Raw genomic sequence first — 15,668 nt, forward strand, 5'->3', positions numbered from 1 at the left:
CAGGCAGCACCGACAAAATTAGACAAGGTAGCCGGCGAGCACCTGGGTGAGAGTCTCCGGAGACAGCGTGTGGAAGGTGCCCTCGTGCCCTTCGGCGGTTCCCTGCGGAAGCGCAGCGGCAGTCTGCCGCACAGACTCCTGGAACCACGCCGGGCTCGCATTGCTGTAGAGCGCCAGCGTCGGCGTGTGGATCGACTCGAGCAGTGCAGTCGGTACGGCGCTGTCACGCATCTGCAGTGCGTCGTAGACGAGCGTCGGCGCCATCGCTTCCAGCCCCGCCCACATCGGCGTCTCGCGGATCTGATCCACAGCCTCCTTCGGCTGGCCGACCGCCTCAACAATGAAGAGTTCGACCGCCCCACCTGGGTTCCCAGCCGCGATGAACTCCTGTAGCCGCTCGAGATACCGCTCCGGCGCCGGCGGCGCGCCCTCGGTCCGGAACGGCGGCTCGACCACAGCAAGCCGCTCGAACGGCACGCCGGACTGCAGCAACACCATCACCCCGGACGAAAACGCACAGGCGAACTTCGCATCGGTAGCCGCCTGCACAGCGGCCAGGTCTTCCCACTCCCGCTCAACGGCGTACGGCGTCGTGTCGCCGGAGTCACCACGGCCGCGCCGGTCGTAGTTCACGACCGTGAAGGCGGTCGACAGCGCCTCGACGTACGGCGTGGCAGCGGATCGTGCGCTGAACGCACCACCGATCAGTACCAGTCCCGGCCCGCTGCCGACCACGTCGTACGCGATCTCGGTGCCGTCCTGCGAAGTGACCTTGTGCATCGAAAACACCCTCTCGAAGTTCTGCCCTTGCCTCACCGTCGATCGGCGCGCGCCAAAGCAGACAGCCGCGCACTGTGAGCTGGGTCACAGACCATGTCCGTACAGTTGGATTATGTATACAGACAGCTGGTATGCGTAATGCTGCTGCGGCAACTCGAGTACCTTGTCGCCCTCGCCCGGGAGAAGCACTTCGCCCGGGCCGCAGACGCCTGTTACGTGTCCCAGCCGTCACTCTCCGCCGGAATCCGCAAGCTCGAGCAGGAGCTCGACGTACCGATCGTGCGGCGGGGACGCCGCTTCGAAGGCCTCACTCCGGAAGGAGAGCGGGTACTGCTGTGGGCCCAGCGAATCCTCGCCGAGCAAGACGCGCTGCGGCATGAGTTGTCGGTCATGCGCGGCGGCCTGACGGGCACGCTGCGGCTCGGCGCGATTCCGACCGCGATGCCGGTGATCTCCTTGCTGACAACGCCGTTCTGCGAGCGGCACGGGAGCGCCCGGGTGACGATCGAGTCACTCTCGTCGCGCGACATCACCCACAAGCTGGCCGAGTTCGAGCTGGACGTCGCGATGACCTACCTCGACGACGACACGCTCGGCCAGGTTCGTAAGACACCGCTGTACGAGGAGCGCTATCTCCTCCTGACCCCACGGCACTCGCCGCTCGCGGAACTGCCGACGGCAACCTGGGCGCAGGTCGCCGAACTCCCCCTCTGCCTGCTGTCGCCGGACATGCGCAACCGGCGGATCATGAACGGCTACTTCACCGACGACGGCGTCATCGCCACACCGGCCATCGAGAGCGACACGGTCTCGGGCCTCTACAGCCATCTGCACGGCAATCACTGGTCGACGGTCATCTCGCATGCCTGGCTGCACATGTTCGGGGTACCGGAGGGCATGCGCGTCGTACCGCTGAAGGGGCCGGCCGACGGACCACGGGTCGGCCTGGTGATCGCCGCCCGGAGTCCGGAGCCAGTGCTGGCGCGGGCCCTGCTCGACGTCGCACGGCAAGCCGGTGTGCACAAGGCGCTGGACGATCTCCTCGACGTTCATCTGATGGGTTCGTATTCAGCCCGTATGTAAGGCGCATCACGTGAGATGCGGGCATAACCGGTGAGCACACCTGGTTGAATGTATACAGAAGCCAGAATTCACAGAGAGGAACGCAATGATCTTCACCCGTAGGTTCGGCGCTCTGGCGGCTCGCCCGCAGTTCCCGGATGCCCCGGAGCTGCAGCACGAGCTGAACATCACCGCAGACCTGGACTCCGAGCTGGCCGAGCTGACCAGCACGGACGAGCACCAGCGCGCCGGCGAGTCGGCCGCCTGACCGCCTGACCCCAAGGCTGCGAAATCCTTATGTACGGTCATGGCACTTGGTAGACTGTCTACCAAGTGCCATGCTGTTGCTTCAGGCAAACGGGAGGACCCTCGATGACGACGACCAGCACAGGTGCGGAACCGGCCGGAGTGCGGCACGTGAAGCGGCCGCAGCCGTTGCGGGAGTCGGTCTACGAGGCGCTCACCGAGATGATCATCGACGGCACGCTGGAGCGCGGCCGGCATCTGGTCGAGGTCGAGCTGGCCGGCCTGCTCGGCGTTTCCCGGCAGCCGGTGCGTGAAGCGCTGCAGCGGCTCAACAACGAGGGCTGGGTGGATCTGCGGCCCGGCTTCGGCGCCATGGTTCACGTGCCGGCCGAGGACGAGGTCGACCAACTGCTCGCCGCCCGCGCGGCGCTGGAGTCCGAGTCCGCCCGGCTGGCCGCGCGCCACGCCACCAAGGAGGACCTGGCCAAGCTCAAAGAGCTCTGCAAGGTCGGTACGGCGTTCCACGAGTCCGGCGACACCGACGGCGCAGTCCGCACGAACGGCGAGCTGCACGCGTTCATCACGCGGATGTCCGGCAACCGGTTCCTGATCGACTTCGCCGCCCAGGTCGACCGCCGTGTCCGCTGGTACTACACCCCGCTCGCCCCCGTCCGCGGTGCCGCCTCCTGGCGCGAGCACAGCCGCCTGGTCAAGGCGATCAGCGACGGCGACGAGGACAAGGCCGCGCAGACCATGCGCGAGCACACCGAGCACACCCGCAAGGCCTACCACGACCTCCGCGCCACCGAAGCCCCCGCCGAACAACCGGCGGAGCCCGAGGCTCCCCGGCGACGCCGCCGCAGCCTCACCTGAGGTCAACGCCCGCCCGCAAGAATCTGCGGGCGGGCGGAAGACTTTCAAGCGACGCGTTTAGGTGTACGACGACCGCGCCCGGTGGCGGCCTTGCGAGCCTCCAGGGATTGAGCCAGGTGCGCGTACTGCTCGACGGTACGGCGGGCGTACCGATTATGCGGGAGGATGTGCGGCCACCAGTGGCGGCCGATCTGTTCGTGCATCCAGAGGAACCCGATCGCGAACCCCATACTGAGCAGCGCACGGAACGCGAGGAACTTCCACGGTTCGGCGGGCAGACCCGGTGAGCCGGCGACCACCCATTCGGTGGCGACCGCGTGTACCAGCAAAGCGAGGGGAAACGCGATCACCCAGTAGACCGCGGCCGGGGCGAACACCCCGGCCGGGACCTTGCCCAAAGCAACCAGTACGGCGTACCCGACGCCGAACACCATCAGCGGCACGCCGAGGCCCAGCCCGGTGACCAAGGCCCAGCCCAGGGACTGGCCGGCGATCGAGCCGAGGATGCCGGCGACCAGCCCGGCCGCGGCACCCACCGCCGCGGCCGGCAGCGTGAACTCGGCCAGTTCTTTGCGTGACGTCATGTCAGCCCACTGCCACGCCGAAGCGGAACAGGCAGTAGAAGAGCATGCCCAGGTAGAACACCGCGCCGAAGCCGATGATCAGGTTCCGCACCGGGCCGGGTCTGATCGGTTTGGGCAGCAGCTTGTTGTTCACCAGGAGCAACACGATGCAGTAGGCGCCCATCGCGAACGTGGACAGGAACGCGAGCGTGTCCAGGATCCCCGCGGGACCGTCGGCCGGACCGAACAGCAGGATCAGGATGCCGAAGGTGATCACGCCCCACAGGAACCCGGCGTACAGCCGCGACATCGAGAACCGCTTGGCGCCCGGGACGAAGTAGTACGTCATGTCGGCCTGGCCGCGGGAGAACGAGTCGAACAGGCCCAGGGTCGCGTTCAGCCCGATCAGCGCGATGAAGGCGAAGAACAACGTGCCCAGGATCGGCGAACCGGCCGATGCGAACGCGTCCGACATCGCACTCAGCGCCGCTTCCCGGTCACCGCCCTCGATCAGCGCGGCCACGTTCGGGTTCGTCCGCGCCGCAGACATCGCCAGCACCGTGAACGAGACCGTCACCAGCATCGTGATACCCCAGAAGAGCAGCAGCGCGTCGAAGGTGACCCACTTGCGCCAGCCCTTCCACTTCGCCATCTCGGCCGGGTCCTCGGTGTCGAACATGAAGCCGCGCGACGGCATCGCCTCGGCCTCGCCGGCGGCCCGCAACCCGCGCACCTTCGGAATGTGCGCCCCCATACCGGCTCCGCTGTCGCGCAGCTGCAGCGTGTACCACATCTGCTGCATCCCGGACGGGCCGGCGAACGCGATCGACCCGACCACGATCGGGAACCAGGCCGCGGACATCGCCTTGTCCGGGAAGAACCCGAACGCGAACATGCCCTGCACGGTCTGCGCCAGGTCGTCCCAGTTGCCGACGATGGCCGCGATCACCGACGTACCGACGACGAGGAAGCCGATCAGCAACCCGAGGAGTTTCTCGAGGAAGTTGTAGATCACCGAGAGCAGGCTGAACAGGACACCGACGAACACCAGAGCCACGCACGCGGTGACCTGCCAGGGGATGCCGCTCACTTCCTCGAACGCCGCGGCGCCGGCCGACAGGTGACCGGGCCACATGTAGATCAGGATCGCCGCGACGTAGAAGAACCACATCAGCGGTTTGAAGATCCGCGCCGCGCCGAAGAAGATGCTCTCCCCGGTCGCCATCGCGTACCGGGCCATCTCCAGCAGGACGAACGCCTGCAGCGTGACGCCGACCATGAACAGCCACCGGATGTCCGGCCCGAACACCAGGACGAGCCGGGGCCACATGTACGACTCCCCCATCCCCACGCCCAGCGCGACCAGGAACACGGTCGGGCCGAGGATGTGGATGGACGGCGGTGCGTCCGGAAGCTTCCGGATCGGCATCGGTTCGAGCCGGCCCGCTTTCCAGACCCGTTCGGTGACGGCCGCCGCGGCGGGCTCGTCGGGTACTTCTGAGGTCTTGCTTGTGACGTCCAAGGCGGACTCCTTAGATCGACGCCAGGCAACTATCGGCAACCCCCGCTGAGCAACCCTCCCTAAGACTTACGAACCGAGTGGACCCGCGTTCCGGGCCCAGCGGTACTTGGCGCCGAGCACCTGGACCGGTGTCTCGGTGGTGTACGGATAGGCGACCACGCCGTGCTCGAACAGGTACCGGCTGGCTTCTTCGACCTCGACGTCGCCCGACAGCGAGGCGACCACCGGCTTGTCGATGCCCTTGGCCCGGTACTCCTCGACCACCTCGGCGACCAGCTGCGCGAACACCATCGGCGGTGTCACGATCGTGTGCCAGTAACCGAGGATCAGCGCATGGATCCGCTCGTCTTCCAGCCCGAGCGCGATCGTGTTCCGGTACGTCGCCGGCGGCTCGCCACCGGTGATGTCGATCGGGTTGCCGGCGGCACCGAACGGCGGGATGAACTTCTTGAACGCCGCGTCCAGATCGTCCGGAATCGTCATCAGCTGCAGGCCGTTGTCGACACAGGCGTCCGACAGCAGCACCCCGGAGCCGCCCGCGCCGGTGATGATGACGACGTTCTCACCCTTCGGAGTCGGCAGCAGCGGGATACCCCGGGCGTACTGGAGCATCTCGTTCAGCCCCGGCGCCCGGACCACGCCGCTCTGGCGCAGGATGTCGTCGTACACCTTGTCGTTGCCGGCCAGCGCGCCGGTGTGCGAGCTCGCCGCCTTCGCGCCCATGGCGGTACGTCCGGCCTTCAGCACGACGACCGGCTTCTTCCTCGACACCCGGGCCGCCGTCTCGGCGAACGCCCGGCCGTCCTTCAGATCCTCTAGATGCATGGCGATCAGGTTGGTGTTGTCGTCGTTCTCGAAGAACGTCAGGAGGTCATCCTCGTCGATGTCGGCCTTGTTGCCTACCCCAACGATCGCGGAGACGCCCATCCGGCTGGACCGGCTGAAGCCGAGGATCGCCATCCCGATGCCGCCGCTCTGCGAGGACAGCGCCACACTGCCGCGCACGTCGTACGGCGTGCAGAAGGTCGCGCACAGGCTCTCCGGCAGGTAGTAGTAGCCGTAGATGTTCGGTCCGAGGATCCGGACGTTGTGCTTGCGGGCGATCGCGACGACCTCGTCCTGGAGCTCCTGCTCACCGGTCTCGGCGAATCCGGACGGGATCAGGATCGCCCCGGCGACACCCTTCTCGCCGCACTGCTCGAGCGCTCCCCCGACGAACTTGGCCGGTACGGCGAACACCGCCACATCCACGTCACCCGGTACGTCCAGGATGCTCGGGAAGGCCTTGAGCCCGAGCACCTCGCCACCCTTCGGGTTGATCGGGTAGATGTCCCCGGCGTACCCGCCGTTGACGAGGTTCTTCATCACCGAGTTGCCGATCTTGCCGTCCTCGTTGGACGCCCCGATCACGGCGACCGCGCGCGGCTTCATGATCCGCGTCATCGCGGTCAGGATCTCGTCCTGGCTGTACCGCTCGACCGGCTTGCCGGCCTCGGCGTCGACGATGATCCGGAAGTCGACCGCGGTGGCGCCGTCCGGCCCGGCCAGCACCGGGTTCAGGTCCACCTCGGCGAACTGCGGGAAGTCGGTGACCAGGTCGGACAGCCGCTTCACCAGCTCGCCGAGCGCGTCCTTGTCCACCGGCTTGGCGCCACGGACACCTTCGAGCATCTCGTGCGCGTTGATCCCGTCGATCATCTCGCGCGCCTCGGCGTCGTTCAGCGGCGCGAGCCGGAAGGTGACGTCCTTCAGCACCTCGACCAGGACCCCACCGAGGCCGAAGGCGACGATCTTCCCGAAGGTCTGATCCGTCACCGCCCCGACGATCACCTCCTGCACGTCACCGCCGGTGACCAGCATCTTCTGCACCTGAACACCGCTGATCTCCGCGTCCGCCTTGTAGGCCTTGGCGTTCGCGACGATCGTCTCGTACGCCGCCCTGGCCGCCTCAGGACTGTCGACGCCGACTACGACGCCACCGGCGTCGGTCTTGTGCAGGATGTCCGGCGAACTGATCTTGCAGACCACCGGGAACCCGATCTCGGATGCGAGACCGGCGGCCTCCTCGGCAGTCGTGGCCAGCCCCTCATCCGGGGTCGGGATCCCGTACGCGTCCGCGACCCGCTTGGCCTCGGGCGCGCTCAGCGAGGTGCGGCCGCCCGCCAGAGCCTGGTCGAGGATGGTCTGGACCGCTGCCTTGTCATACGTCATGCCACGTACTCCTTCGAAGAGTCAGATCACGCCGGCGGCTTTGAGTTCCTGCAGCTCGGCGGTATCGATCCCGAGCGATCCGTAGACAGTGGAGTTGTGCTCACCGAGGCCCGGCGAGGTCTCGATCTCGACCGGGGAGTCGGACAGGCGGATCGGGCAGCCGACGGTCTTGAAGCTGCCGCGCTGCGGGTGCTCGACCTCGACGACGGCGCCGAGCTCGGCCAGCGTCTCGTCCTCGATCAGCTCGCGGGTGGACATGATCGGCCCGCACGGCACGTTCAGCGCGTTGAGCTTGTCCATCACCTCGAACTTGGTGTGCTGCTCGGTCCACTGCTCGATCAGCGCGAACATCTTGTCGAGCTTGTCGAGGCGAGAGGCAGGCGTGGCCCAGTCCGGGTCCTCGGCCAGTTCGGGCTTGCCGATCAGATTCGCGATCGGCGCCCAGCCCGGTGGCTGGACGATCACGTAGATGTAGTCGTTCGGCCCGCCAGGCGCCGTACGGACTGCCCAGCCGGGCTGGCCGCCGCCGGAGGCGTTCCCCGACCGGGGCACCTCGGTGCCGAAGTTGTCGTTCGGGTACTCCTTCAGCGGACCGTGCGTCAGCCGCTGCTGGTCGCGCAACTTGACCCGGGTCAGGTTCAGCACCGCTTCCTGCATCGCGACCGACACCCGCTGGCCCTTGCCGGTGTGGGTGCGCTGGTAGAGCGCGGCGAGGATGCCGGCGACCAGGTGGATCCCGGTTCCGGAGTCGCCGATCTGGGCGCCGGTCGCGGTCGGCGGTCCGTCCTCGAAACCCGTCGTACTCATCGCGCCGCCCATCGCCTGGGCGACCACCTCGTAGGCCTTGAAGTTCTCGTAGCGGCCGGGGCCGAAGCCCTTGATCGAGGCGAAGACGAGCTCCGGGTTGATCTCCTGCAGCCGCTCCCAGGTGAAGCCCATCCGGTCGATCGCGCCGGGCGCGAAGTTCTCCACCAGGACGTCGGAGTTCTTCACCAGATCGACAAAGATCTCCTTGCCCCGCTCGGATTTCATGTTCAGCGTGATGCTGCGCTTGTTGCAGTTCAGCATCGTGAAGTAGAGGCTGTCGACCTCCGGTACGTCGCGCAGCTGCTGGCGGGTGATGTCACCGGTCGGCGCCTCGAGCTTGATCACGTCCGCGCCGAGCCAGGCGAGGATCTGCGTGCAGGAAGGTCCGGACTGTACGTGCGTCATGTCGAGAACGCGGACACCGTCGAGGGCCTTGGACATAAGAGGGTCCTCTCTACTTGTACATCGTCTGGTTCATGGTTCCGGGGGCGTACGCGTCCGGGTCGACCCAGACGTTGATCAGTGACGGCAGCCCGGACTCGCGAGCGCGCTGCATCGCCGGCCCGATGTCCTTGGGGTCGCGGACCTCCTCGCCGTAGCCGCCGAGGTTGCGCGCGAACTCGTCGTACTTGACGTCGCCGAGGGTGTTGCCGACCCGGCCGCGGTCGTGGCCGTACTTGGCCTCCTGGCCGTAGCGGATCTGGTTCATCGACGAGTTGTTGCCGATGACACCGACGAACGGAAGCTTGAAGCGGACCAGCGTCTCGAAGTCCCAGCCGGTCATCGAGAACGCGCCGTCGCCGAACAGCGCGACGACCTCCTTGTCCGGCCGCGCGTACTTCGCCGCGAGCACGAACGGGATGCCGACGCCGAGGGTTCCGAGCGGGCCCGGGTCCATCCAGTGGCCCGGCGACTTCGGCTGCACGACGCCACCGGAGAAGGTGACGATGTCGCCGCCGTCACCGATGTAGATCGAGTCCTCGGTGAGGAACTCGTTGATCTCGTGCGCGAGCCGCAGCGGGTGGATCGGGTTCGCGTCGGACAGCTGGCGCGGCAACCGCTTCTGGTACGCCGCCTCCTCCTCCGCCCGCAGTTCCTTGAACCAGGCCTTGCGATCGGTCTTCCGCACCCGGCCCGTCGAAGCCTGCGTGACGGCCGCCAGGATCGCCCCCGGGTCACCGACCAGACCGAGGTCGACATCGCGGTTCTTGCCGACCGTGCGGTAGTCCATGTCGATCTGTACGACGGTCGCCGACTTCGGCAGCCGCCGGCCGTAGCCCATCCGGAAGTCGAACGGCGTCCCGACGATGATGATCAGGTCGGCGTTGTTGAACCCGTATCGCCGGGACAGGTGGAAGTGGTGCGGGTCGCCGGGAGCGAGCGTGCCGCGCGCGGCGCCGTTCATGAACGCCGGTACGTCGAGCGCCCGGACGAACTCGGTCGCGGCGTCACTGCCGCGTGAGGTCCAGACCTGACCACCGAGCAGTACGACGGGCTTCTCGGCGTGCGCGATCAGATCCGCGAGCGCCTCGACGGCCGCCGGGTCGCCGATGCTCTTGGTCGAGGCCCGGTAGTGACCGGCCTCGGGGACCGTGGCGGACTCGACCGGGACCGAGTTGTCCAGGATGTCGCGCGGGATCTCCAGGAACGACGGGCCGAGCGCGCCGTTGTAGCACTCGCGGAACGCCATCGAGACCATGTCGGCGGCGCGTGCGGTGTGCGGCACGGTCGCGGCGAACTTGGTGATCGGGGTCATCATGTCGACGTGCGGCAGGTCCTGCAGGGACCCCATCTTGTGCTGGTTCAGCGCGCCCTGGCCGCCGATCAGCAGCATCGGGCTCTCCGCGCGGAACGCGTTCGCGACCCCGGTCACGGCGTTCGTCGTACCGGGGCCGGCGGTGACGACCGCGCAGCCCGGCTTGCCGGTGATCCGGGCGTAGCCGTCGGCCGCGTGCGCGGCGACCTGCTCGTGCCGGACGTCGACCACCGCGATGCCTTCGTCGACGCAGCCGTCGTAGATATCGATGATGTGGCCGCCGCAGAGCGTGAAGATCACGTCGACGCCTTCGGCCTTCAGGGCCTTGGCGACCAGGTGGCCGCCCGAGATCGTCTCCGGCTCCTTCACCTCGGCGACGGGCTGGGTCTCCGACACTGTCTGCGCCATTGGCGGTCTCCTCGGCTGAATGTAGATTGCATACCGTATGTGGTAGTCGTAGTCTTATCCCAGGCCACAGTGCTTGTCCAGAGGGAGACTTCAATGACAATTCACGAAGAGCTTCAGAGAACTCGCACGGCACTGCTGGCGCTGGAGAAATCCCTTGTGTCGTTGAGGAATCACCTGGGCGAACATCTCGACGTGCTGCGGCTGCTGGACGATCTGGAGCGCTGCACGTCCGACCTGCGACGCCTTGAAGGCCAGGTCCAGGTGCCGACCCGTACCGAGCTGATGGTGATCCCCGACGACGACCGCGACCACGGCTTATGGGGCGCCGGGGACGTCGATCACGAAGGAGTGGGCGCTCCGGGCCGTAGGGCTCCATGAGCCGCTAGGCACTGCTTGAGCAAGGTACGGAGTTCGCGGTCGTTGACCCGGTGGGCGGCGACCGCTATTGATTCGGCGACCTGTTCGGGCGCGACGAAGGTGCGGTAGAACGACTCGCTCCAGCGGTGTCGCAACCACCAGCGCCCTTCACCCTCCCCTGTCAACAGATGCAGCGCCGTCTCGTGCGCCTTGCGCAGCCTCACACTCTCTTCACCCGTGGCCAACGCCGTCGAGACGCAGAGCGCGACCACGCGAGCCGACACCTGCACGCCGGGCCGGGCGGTGTCGATGAACCGCGGCGCCAGCGGCAGCAGGGCCCGCCGCCCGGCCGGACTGGAGTGGTCATGCACCGCCCGAGCCGCCGCGCTCAGCGTCGGATGCACGCACGATGGCCGATCCGTCCACGGTTCCCGGGCCAGCTTGGAGACCAGCTCCATCACGCAAGGCTCCGGCCGCGCGATGCGCCCGTACTCACTCACTCGTTCGACCCGGCGACCGGCGTACCGAGCTGGGGGCGAACCGGTAGTGCAGGGCGTCCAGGCTGTTTCAGCAGCCGCACACTCAGTGCAGCCAGTAGACCGAGCAGCCCCGCGCCGAGGAACAACGGCCGGTAGCCGACCACCGCGATCACCGAAGCCGCGACTCCGACTCCCACCAGCCCGCCGACCGCCTTGGCGGAGTACAGGATCGCTTGGTTCTGCACCAGGCTGTTCTCGCCGAAGAACTCCAGCACGAGGTTGGCCATGATCGCGTAGAACGCGCCACCGCCCAGCCCCGCGAACATCGCACAGACGACGAACGCCCAGCCGACGCCGGCCTCACCTGCAACGACGAGGCCGATATGGGTGAAGCTCTCCACCATCAGTACGGCGGCCAGCACGCGCCGTCGGCCGAACCGGTCGGAGAGGGTTCCGGCCAGCGAGCGCCCGAGACCGTTGACTGCGGCAAGCAATCCGGCCGCGAAGCCGGCCACCGCCACACCGAGCCCGGTCGAGACCGCGAAGCTCACCACGAACGCGATGCCGAACAACGACAGCGCTGCGCTGATCGCGAGCATGAGCCACATCAAGGGCAGCGCGCCGGTTCGCATCGCCTCGGCCGGGCGGTAGTGCCGCACGGCGGGCGCGTTGTGCGGAATGCTCCGGTTGAGCTTGCGATCGATCGCCCACGCCTGCGCATCGATGGCCGCGGGCCACCAGTGCCGCGGCGGATCCTTCAGCAACCCGCCACCGATCGCCGTGGCCAGCACAGCGATCACGGCGGTCAGGTCGAAGACCAGCCGTCGACCACCCGCACTGTCGGTGAGCGTCAGCAACGCGATACTCGGTACGGCGCCGATCGCGAACCCGCCGGTGACGAAGCCGATCGTGGCAGTCCGCCGGTCGGGGAACCAGCGCGCCGACGTGCTGATGCATGCGGCGTACACGATGCCGGCGCCGATCCCGCCAAGGAGCGCATAGCCGATCACCACGACCGCATAGCTGTCCGCGTGCGCGAGCGTCGCGAGGCCGACGGCGGACAACACGCCGCCGAGCACCACGAGCTGTGTCGCGGAGGCACGCCGTACGCGCTGAAGCCAGGCGGCCGGAACCGCGACCAGGGCCTGGCAGGCGACGAAGATCGCCAGCAGCCACAGGGTTTGCACAGCACCCCAGCCGCGGTCGGACTCCAGGCCGAGCGCCGCCGTACCGAAGGAGTACTGCAACGGGCTGATCGCCACCATGCAGGCCCAGGCGGCCCACAGTTGCCAGCGGCGCGAGTGCCCGGTCAGTTCCTCAGGATCCTCGCCGACCCGATAGCGCCGGCCGTACACGTCCCTGGCGATTACGTGATCCATGGCGCCTCCTGACTACTGCATACCGTATGAGATCTGTGGTACCTCTCGCCGCCGTCGGTTGTCCAGACCTCGCACCTCTTGTGACCAGATTGCATACCGCATACAGTCGGCACACGACCGCTCGGATCGGAAGGACTGCCCTGTGGACCTGATGGAGCACCAAGCCAAAGAGCTGTTCGCGCGGCACGGCGTCCCGGTGACGCTCGGCCGGGTGATCGAGGATCCGGCCGACGCGGCCGCGGCCGCCGCCGACCTCGGCGGACGTGTCGTGGTGAAGGCCCAAGTCAAGACCGGTGGCCGTGGCAAGGCCGGCGGCGTGAAGCTCGCGGCCTCCCCCGACGAGGCCACGGCCCGGGCCGGCGAGATTCTCGGCATGGACATCAAGGGGCACACCGTGCGCCGGGTCCTGCTCGCGCCGGCCGCCGCGATCGCCGAGGAGTACTACCTGTCCTTCCTGGTCGACCGGGCGAACCGCTCGTATCTCTGTATCGCCAGCACCGAAGGCGGTGTCGAGATCGAGGAGGTCGCGCACACCAATCCGGATGCGATCGCTCAGGTTCCGGTCGATCCGGCAGTTGGCGTCGACGAAGCCAAGGCGGCGGAGATCGTGGCCGCGGCCGGGTTCCCGGCCGGCGCGGAGGACGTCGTACGGCGGCTGTGGGAGGTGTTCATCGCCGAGGACGCGACGCTGGTCGAGGTGAACCCGCTGGTGAAGCTGGCCGACGGTTCGCTGGAGGCGCTGGACGGGAAGGTGACGCTCGACGACAGCGCGGCGTACCGGCATCCCGATCACGCCGCCTTCGAGGACCGCGCCTCGGCCGATCCGCTCGAGGCGGCTGCGCACGACAAGGGCTTGAACTACGTGAAGCTCGACGGCTCGGTCGGCATCATCGGGAACGGCGCCGGGCTGGTCATGTCGACGCTCGACGTGGTCGCGTACGCCGGTTCGCCGTACGGCGTGAAGCCGGCGAACTTCCTCGACATCGGCGGCGGCGCCTCGGCCGAGGTGATGGCGAACGGGCTCGGGATCATTCTGAGCGACCCGCAGGTGCGCAGTGTGTTCGTGAACGTCTTCGGCGGGATCACCGCCTGCGACGCGGTGTCGAACGGAATCGTTCAGGCGCTCGAACTGCTCGGCGCGACCGCCGACAAGCCGCTGGTCGTGCGACTGGACGGGAACAACGTGGCGGAGGGCCGCCGGATCCTTGCCCAGGCCAACCATCCGCTGGTGACCGTGGTGGACACGATGGACGGCGCCGCGGCGAAGGCCGCTGCACTTGCTGCTGAAGGGATTTGATCATGGCCATCTTTCTGACCGAGAAGAGCCGGGTTGTCGTCCAGGGGATGACCGGTGCCGAGGGACAGAAGCACACCAGCCGAATGCTTGCTGCTGGCACCGAAATCGTCGGCGGTGTGACGCCGGGCAAGTGCGGCCAGTCCGTCGACTTCGCGAAGCGCTCGATCCCCGTCTACGGGTCCTGCGCGGACGCCGTCGCTGCGACGGGCGCGGACGTTTCGGTGGTGTTCGTGCCACCGCGATTCACCAAGGGTGCGGTGATCGAGGCGGTGGATGCCGGGATTCCGTTGGTGGTCGTGATCACCGAGGGTGTGCCGGTGCATGACACTGCTGCGTTCTTCGCGCATGCGGCCGCGGCCGGCGTACGGGTGATCGGGCCGAACTGTCCCGGCATCATCAGTCCCGGACAGGCCAACGCCGGCATCATCCCGGCCGATATCGCCGGACCCGGGCGGATCGGCCTGGTGTCGAAGTCGGGGACGCTGACCTACCAGATGATGTACGAGCTGCGGGACTTCGGCTTCTCGACCGCGATCGGGATCGGTGGTGACCCGATCATCGGGACCACTCACATCGATGCTCTGCAAGCATTCCAGGACGACCCCGACACCGACGCGATTGTGATGATCGGCGAGATCGGCGGCGACGCGGAGGAACGCGCCGCGGCGTACATCGCGGAGCACGTCACCAAGCCGGTGGTCGGTTACGTCGCAGGCTTCACTGCGCCCGAGGGCAAGACCATGGGTCACGCGGGTGCGATCGTCTCCGGCTCCTCCGGTACGGCGGCCGCCAAACAAGAAGCGTTGGAGGCAGCCGGCGTCCGAGTCGGCAAGACCCCCACCGAAACCGCCGAACTCCTCCGCTCCGCGCACTGACACGGACGTGTTCTTACCGACGATCTCCAGGTCTCGCGGTGCTCGCCCGGATCACCAACTCAGTCGGTACGGCGACCGGCTGCGGCTGACCATCGGCGAGCGTCGTGAGGAGGGATGACACCGCGTGGCGGCCGAGCTCGGCGAAACATTGGCGGACCGTGGTGAGCGGCGGCCAGAAGTGCGCGGACTCTTCCATGTCGTCGAAGCCGACCACGCTCACAGCGCCCGGCACCGGGCGCGAGTGTTCGTGCAGCGCCCGCAGCACTCCGAGCGCCATCTGGTCGTTCGCGGCGAAGATCGCGGTAACCGACGGATCCGCCGCCAGCTGACAGCCGGCCTGGTAGCCCGACTGTGAGGTCCAGTCACCGAACAGCACCGGTGGCAACTCGCGCCCGTGATTGAGCAATGTCTGCTCCCACCCGCGGCGCCGATGCGCAGCCGGGTACGACGTCCGCGGCCCACCGACGTGATGAACGGTCGTATGACCCAGCTCCAGCAGATGCACGACCGCCTGGCGCGCGCCATCGAACTGGTCGGTGTCAACAACCGGGTAGTCGTAGTGCGCACTCGAGTCGACGATCACCACCGGCAAACCATGCGGCAGCTGGACGCCGGCCTCGTCGAGCAGATAAGCCTCGATCAGAATGATGACCCCGTCGACCGCTTGGGCGCTGAGCCGGGTGAAGGCGTCGTTGACCGCGCGCTGGTTGATGTCCAGCACCGGCATCAGGTTGACCGCGTAGCCGCGTTCGGTGGCTGCGGTGGCGATCTCGTCGAGGACGCGCGTCGTGCCGAAGGTCGAGAGTTCGAAGACGATCACACCGATCCCCCGGAACTCGCCGTTCCGGAGCGCTCGGGCAGCGCCGTTGGGCCGATAGCCGAGCTCGCGCATGGCGGCCCTGACCCGCGCTCGGGTGGTCGCGTCGACGTTCGACCGGTTGTTCGCCACCCGGGACACGGTCTGGCCGGAGACTCCGGCGAGGGCGGCTACGTCGGCCATCGAAGGCCCGCGCCGCGGTCGTCCCGTCGTACTCACACGTGAAGACTAATGGG

Annotated in this window: 15 protein-coding genes; 6 read left to right on the top strand and 9 right to left on the bottom strand. The window is 67.5% G+C overall.

Annotated features, from left to right (window positions below):
* Positions 1-18: 18 nt before the first annotated feature.
* On the bottom strand, positions 19-780 hold the full coding sequence (locus ABZS29_RS17410) for an alpha/beta hydrolase (RefSeq protein ID WP_355462957.1): 762 nt from the start codon (positions 778-780) through the stop codon (positions 19-21).
* 138 nt (positions 781-918) lie between these two features.
* Between ABZS29_RS17410 and ABZS29_RS17415 the strand changes: the two genes are divergently transcribed.
* From ABZS29_RS17415 to ABZS29_RS17425, 3 genes are all read left to right on the top strand, one after another.
* Entirely contained in the window at positions 919-1,863 is a 945-nt protein-coding gene (locus ABZS29_RS17415; RefSeq protein WP_355462958.1) for a LysR family transcriptional regulator, read from the top strand.
* An 85-nt stretch (positions 1,864-1,948) separates the two neighbouring features.
* A complete protein-coding gene (locus ABZS29_RS17420; protein ID WP_355462960.1) occupies positions 1,949-2,110 on the top strand; it encodes a hypothetical protein in 162 nt (53 codons plus the stop codon).
* A 104-nt stretch (positions 2,111-2,214) separates the two neighbouring features.
* Entirely contained in the window at positions 2,215-2,961 is a 747-nt protein-coding gene (locus ABZS29_RS17425) for a GntR family transcriptional regulator (RefSeq protein WP_355462962.1), read from the top strand.
* A gap of 44 nt (positions 2,962-3,005) precedes the next feature.
* Here ABZS29_RS17425 and ABZS29_RS17430 read toward each other — a convergent pair whose 3' ends face one another.
* The 5 genes from ABZS29_RS17430 to ABZS29_RS17450 all read right to left on the bottom strand — a co-directional run bounded on the left by ABZS29_RS17430 (position 3,006) and on the right by ABZS29_RS17450 (position 10,228).
* Positions 3,006-3,545, bottom strand: coding sequence for a hypothetical protein (locus ABZS29_RS17430; protein ID WP_355462964.1), 540 nt, complete (start codon positions 3,543-3,545; stop codon positions 3,006-3,008).
* Position 3,546: 1 nt separating this feature from the next.
* A complete protein-coding gene (locus tag ABZS29_RS17435) occupies positions 3,547-5,046 on the bottom strand; it encodes an Nramp family divalent metal transporter (RefSeq protein WP_355462966.1) in 1,500 nt (499 codons plus the stop codon).
* A 66-nt stretch (positions 5,047-5,112) separates the two neighbouring features.
* Positions 5,113-7,257, bottom strand: a complete 2,145-nt coding sequence (locus tag ABZS29_RS17440; RefSeq protein ID WP_355462968.1) for an acetate--CoA ligase family protein — start codon at positions 7,255-7,257, stop codon at positions 5,113-5,115.
* 21 nt (positions 7,258-7,278) lie between these two features.
* Positions 7,279-8,505 carry a formyl-CoA transferase gene (frc, locus tag ABZS29_RS17445; RefSeq protein ID WP_355462970.1) on the bottom strand — a complete coding sequence of 409 codons (1,227 nt, stop codon included), beginning with the start codon at positions 8,503-8,505 and terminating at the stop codon, positions 7,279-7,281.
* Positions 8,506-8,518: 13 nt separating this feature from the next.
* Complete coding sequence (locus ABZS29_RS17450) at positions 8,519-10,228, bottom strand: thiamine pyrophosphate-binding protein (RefSeq protein ID WP_355462972.1); 1,710 nt, start codon at positions 10,226-10,228, stop codon at positions 8,519-8,521.
* A 93-nt stretch (positions 10,229-10,321) separates the two neighbouring features.
* Here ABZS29_RS17450 and ABZS29_RS17455 point away from each other — a divergent pair, with 93 nt between their 5' ends.
* Entirely contained in the window at positions 10,322-10,606 is a 285-nt protein-coding gene (locus ABZS29_RS17455) for a hypothetical protein (RefSeq protein ID WP_355462974.1), read from the top strand.
* Here ABZS29_RS17455 and ABZS29_RS17460 read toward each other — a convergent pair.
* Together ABZS29_RS17460 and ABZS29_RS17465 are read right to left on the bottom strand one after the other, a co-directional pair.
* A complete protein-coding gene (locus ABZS29_RS17460; RefSeq protein WP_355462976.1) occupies positions 10,567-11,085 on the bottom strand; it encodes a hypothetical protein in 519 nt (172 codons plus the stop codon). The genes ABZS29_RS17455 and ABZS29_RS17460 overlap by 40 nt on opposite strands.
* Positions 11,082-12,443, bottom strand: a complete 1,362-nt coding sequence (locus ABZS29_RS17465; protein WP_355462978.1) for an OFA family MFS transporter — start codon at positions 12,441-12,443, stop codon at positions 11,082-11,084. The genes ABZS29_RS17460 and ABZS29_RS17465 overlap by 4 nt, the downstream gene beginning before the upstream one ends.
* Positions 12,444-12,585: 142 nt before the next feature.
* Here ABZS29_RS17465 and sucC point away from each other — a divergent pair, with 142 nt between their 5' ends.
* The gene (sucC, locus tag ABZS29_RS17470) at positions 12,586-13,740 is read left to right on the top strand and encodes an ADP-forming succinate--CoA ligase subunit beta (RefSeq protein WP_355462980.1); all 1,155 of its coding nucleotides are present in this window, start codon (positions 12,586-12,588) and stop codon (positions 13,738-13,740) included.
* A 2-nt stretch (positions 13,741-13,742) separates the two neighbouring features.
* A complete protein-coding gene (gene sucD / locus ABZS29_RS17475) occupies positions 13,743-14,615 on the top strand; it encodes a succinate--CoA ligase subunit alpha (RefSeq protein WP_355462982.1) in 873 nt (290 codons plus the stop codon).
* A 13-nt stretch (positions 14,616-14,628) separates the two neighbouring features.
* On the opposite strand, the gene ABZS29_RS17480 is transcribed toward sucD, so the two are convergent.
* Positions 14,629-15,651, bottom strand: a complete 1,023-nt coding sequence (locus ABZS29_RS17480; protein WP_355462984.1) for a LacI family DNA-binding transcriptional regulator — start codon at positions 15,649-15,651, stop codon at positions 14,629-14,631.
* Positions 15,652-15,668 lie beyond the last annotated feature (17 nt).

The organism is Kribbella sp. NPDC005582 (assembly GCF_040605415.1).
Classification (GTDB): domain Bacteria; phylum Actinomycetota; class Actinomycetes; order Propionibacteriales; family Kribbellaceae; genus Kribbella.

What these genes read in the sequence shown, in the direction of transcription:
- ABZS29_RS17415 (WP_355462958.1), top strand. Translation starts at nt 919, where the DNA reads ATGCTGCTGCGGCAACTCGAGTACCTTGTCGCCCTCGCCCGGGAGAAG.
- ABZS29_RS17440 (WP_355462968.1), bottom strand. Translation starts at nt 7,257, where the DNA reads ATGACGTATGACAAGGCAGCGGTCCAGACCATCCTCGACCAGGCTCTG.
- ABZS29_RS17455 (WP_355462974.1), top strand. Translation starts at nt 10,322, where the DNA reads ATGACAATTCACGAAGAGCTTCAGAGAACTCGCACGGCACTGCTGGCG.
- ABZS29_RS17450 (WP_355462972.1), bottom strand. Translation starts at nt 10,228, where the DNA reads ATGGCGCAGACAGTGTCGGAGACCCAGCCCGTCGCCGAGGTGAAGGAG.
- frc (WP_355462970.1), bottom strand. Translation starts at nt 8,505, where the DNA reads ATGTCCAAGGCCCTCGACGGTGTCCGCGTTCTCGACATGACGCACGTA.
- ABZS29_RS17410 (WP_355462957.1), bottom strand. Translation starts at nt 780, where the DNA reads ATGCACAAGGTCACTTCGCAGGACGGCACCGAGATCGCGTACGACGTG.
- ABZS29_RS17430 (WP_355462964.1), bottom strand. Translation starts at nt 3,545, where the DNA reads ATGACGTCACGCAAAGAACTGGCCGAGTTCACGCTGCCGGCCGCGGCG.
- sucD (WP_355462982.1), top strand. Translation starts at nt 13,743, where the DNA reads ATGGCCATCTTTCTGACCGAGAAGAGCCGGGTTGTCGTCCAGGGGATG.
- ABZS29_RS17420 (WP_355462960.1), top strand. Translation starts at nt 1,949, where the DNA reads ATGATCTTCACCCGTAGGTTCGGCGCTCTGGCGGCTCGCCCGCAGTTC.
- ABZS29_RS17425 (WP_355462962.1), top strand. Translation starts at nt 2,215, where the DNA reads ATGACGACGACCAGCACAGGTGCGGAACCGGCCGGAGTGCGGCACGTG.
- ABZS29_RS17465 (WP_355462978.1), bottom strand. Translation starts at nt 12,443, where the DNA reads ATGGATCACGTAATCGCCAGGGACGTGTACGGCCGGCGCTATCGGGTC.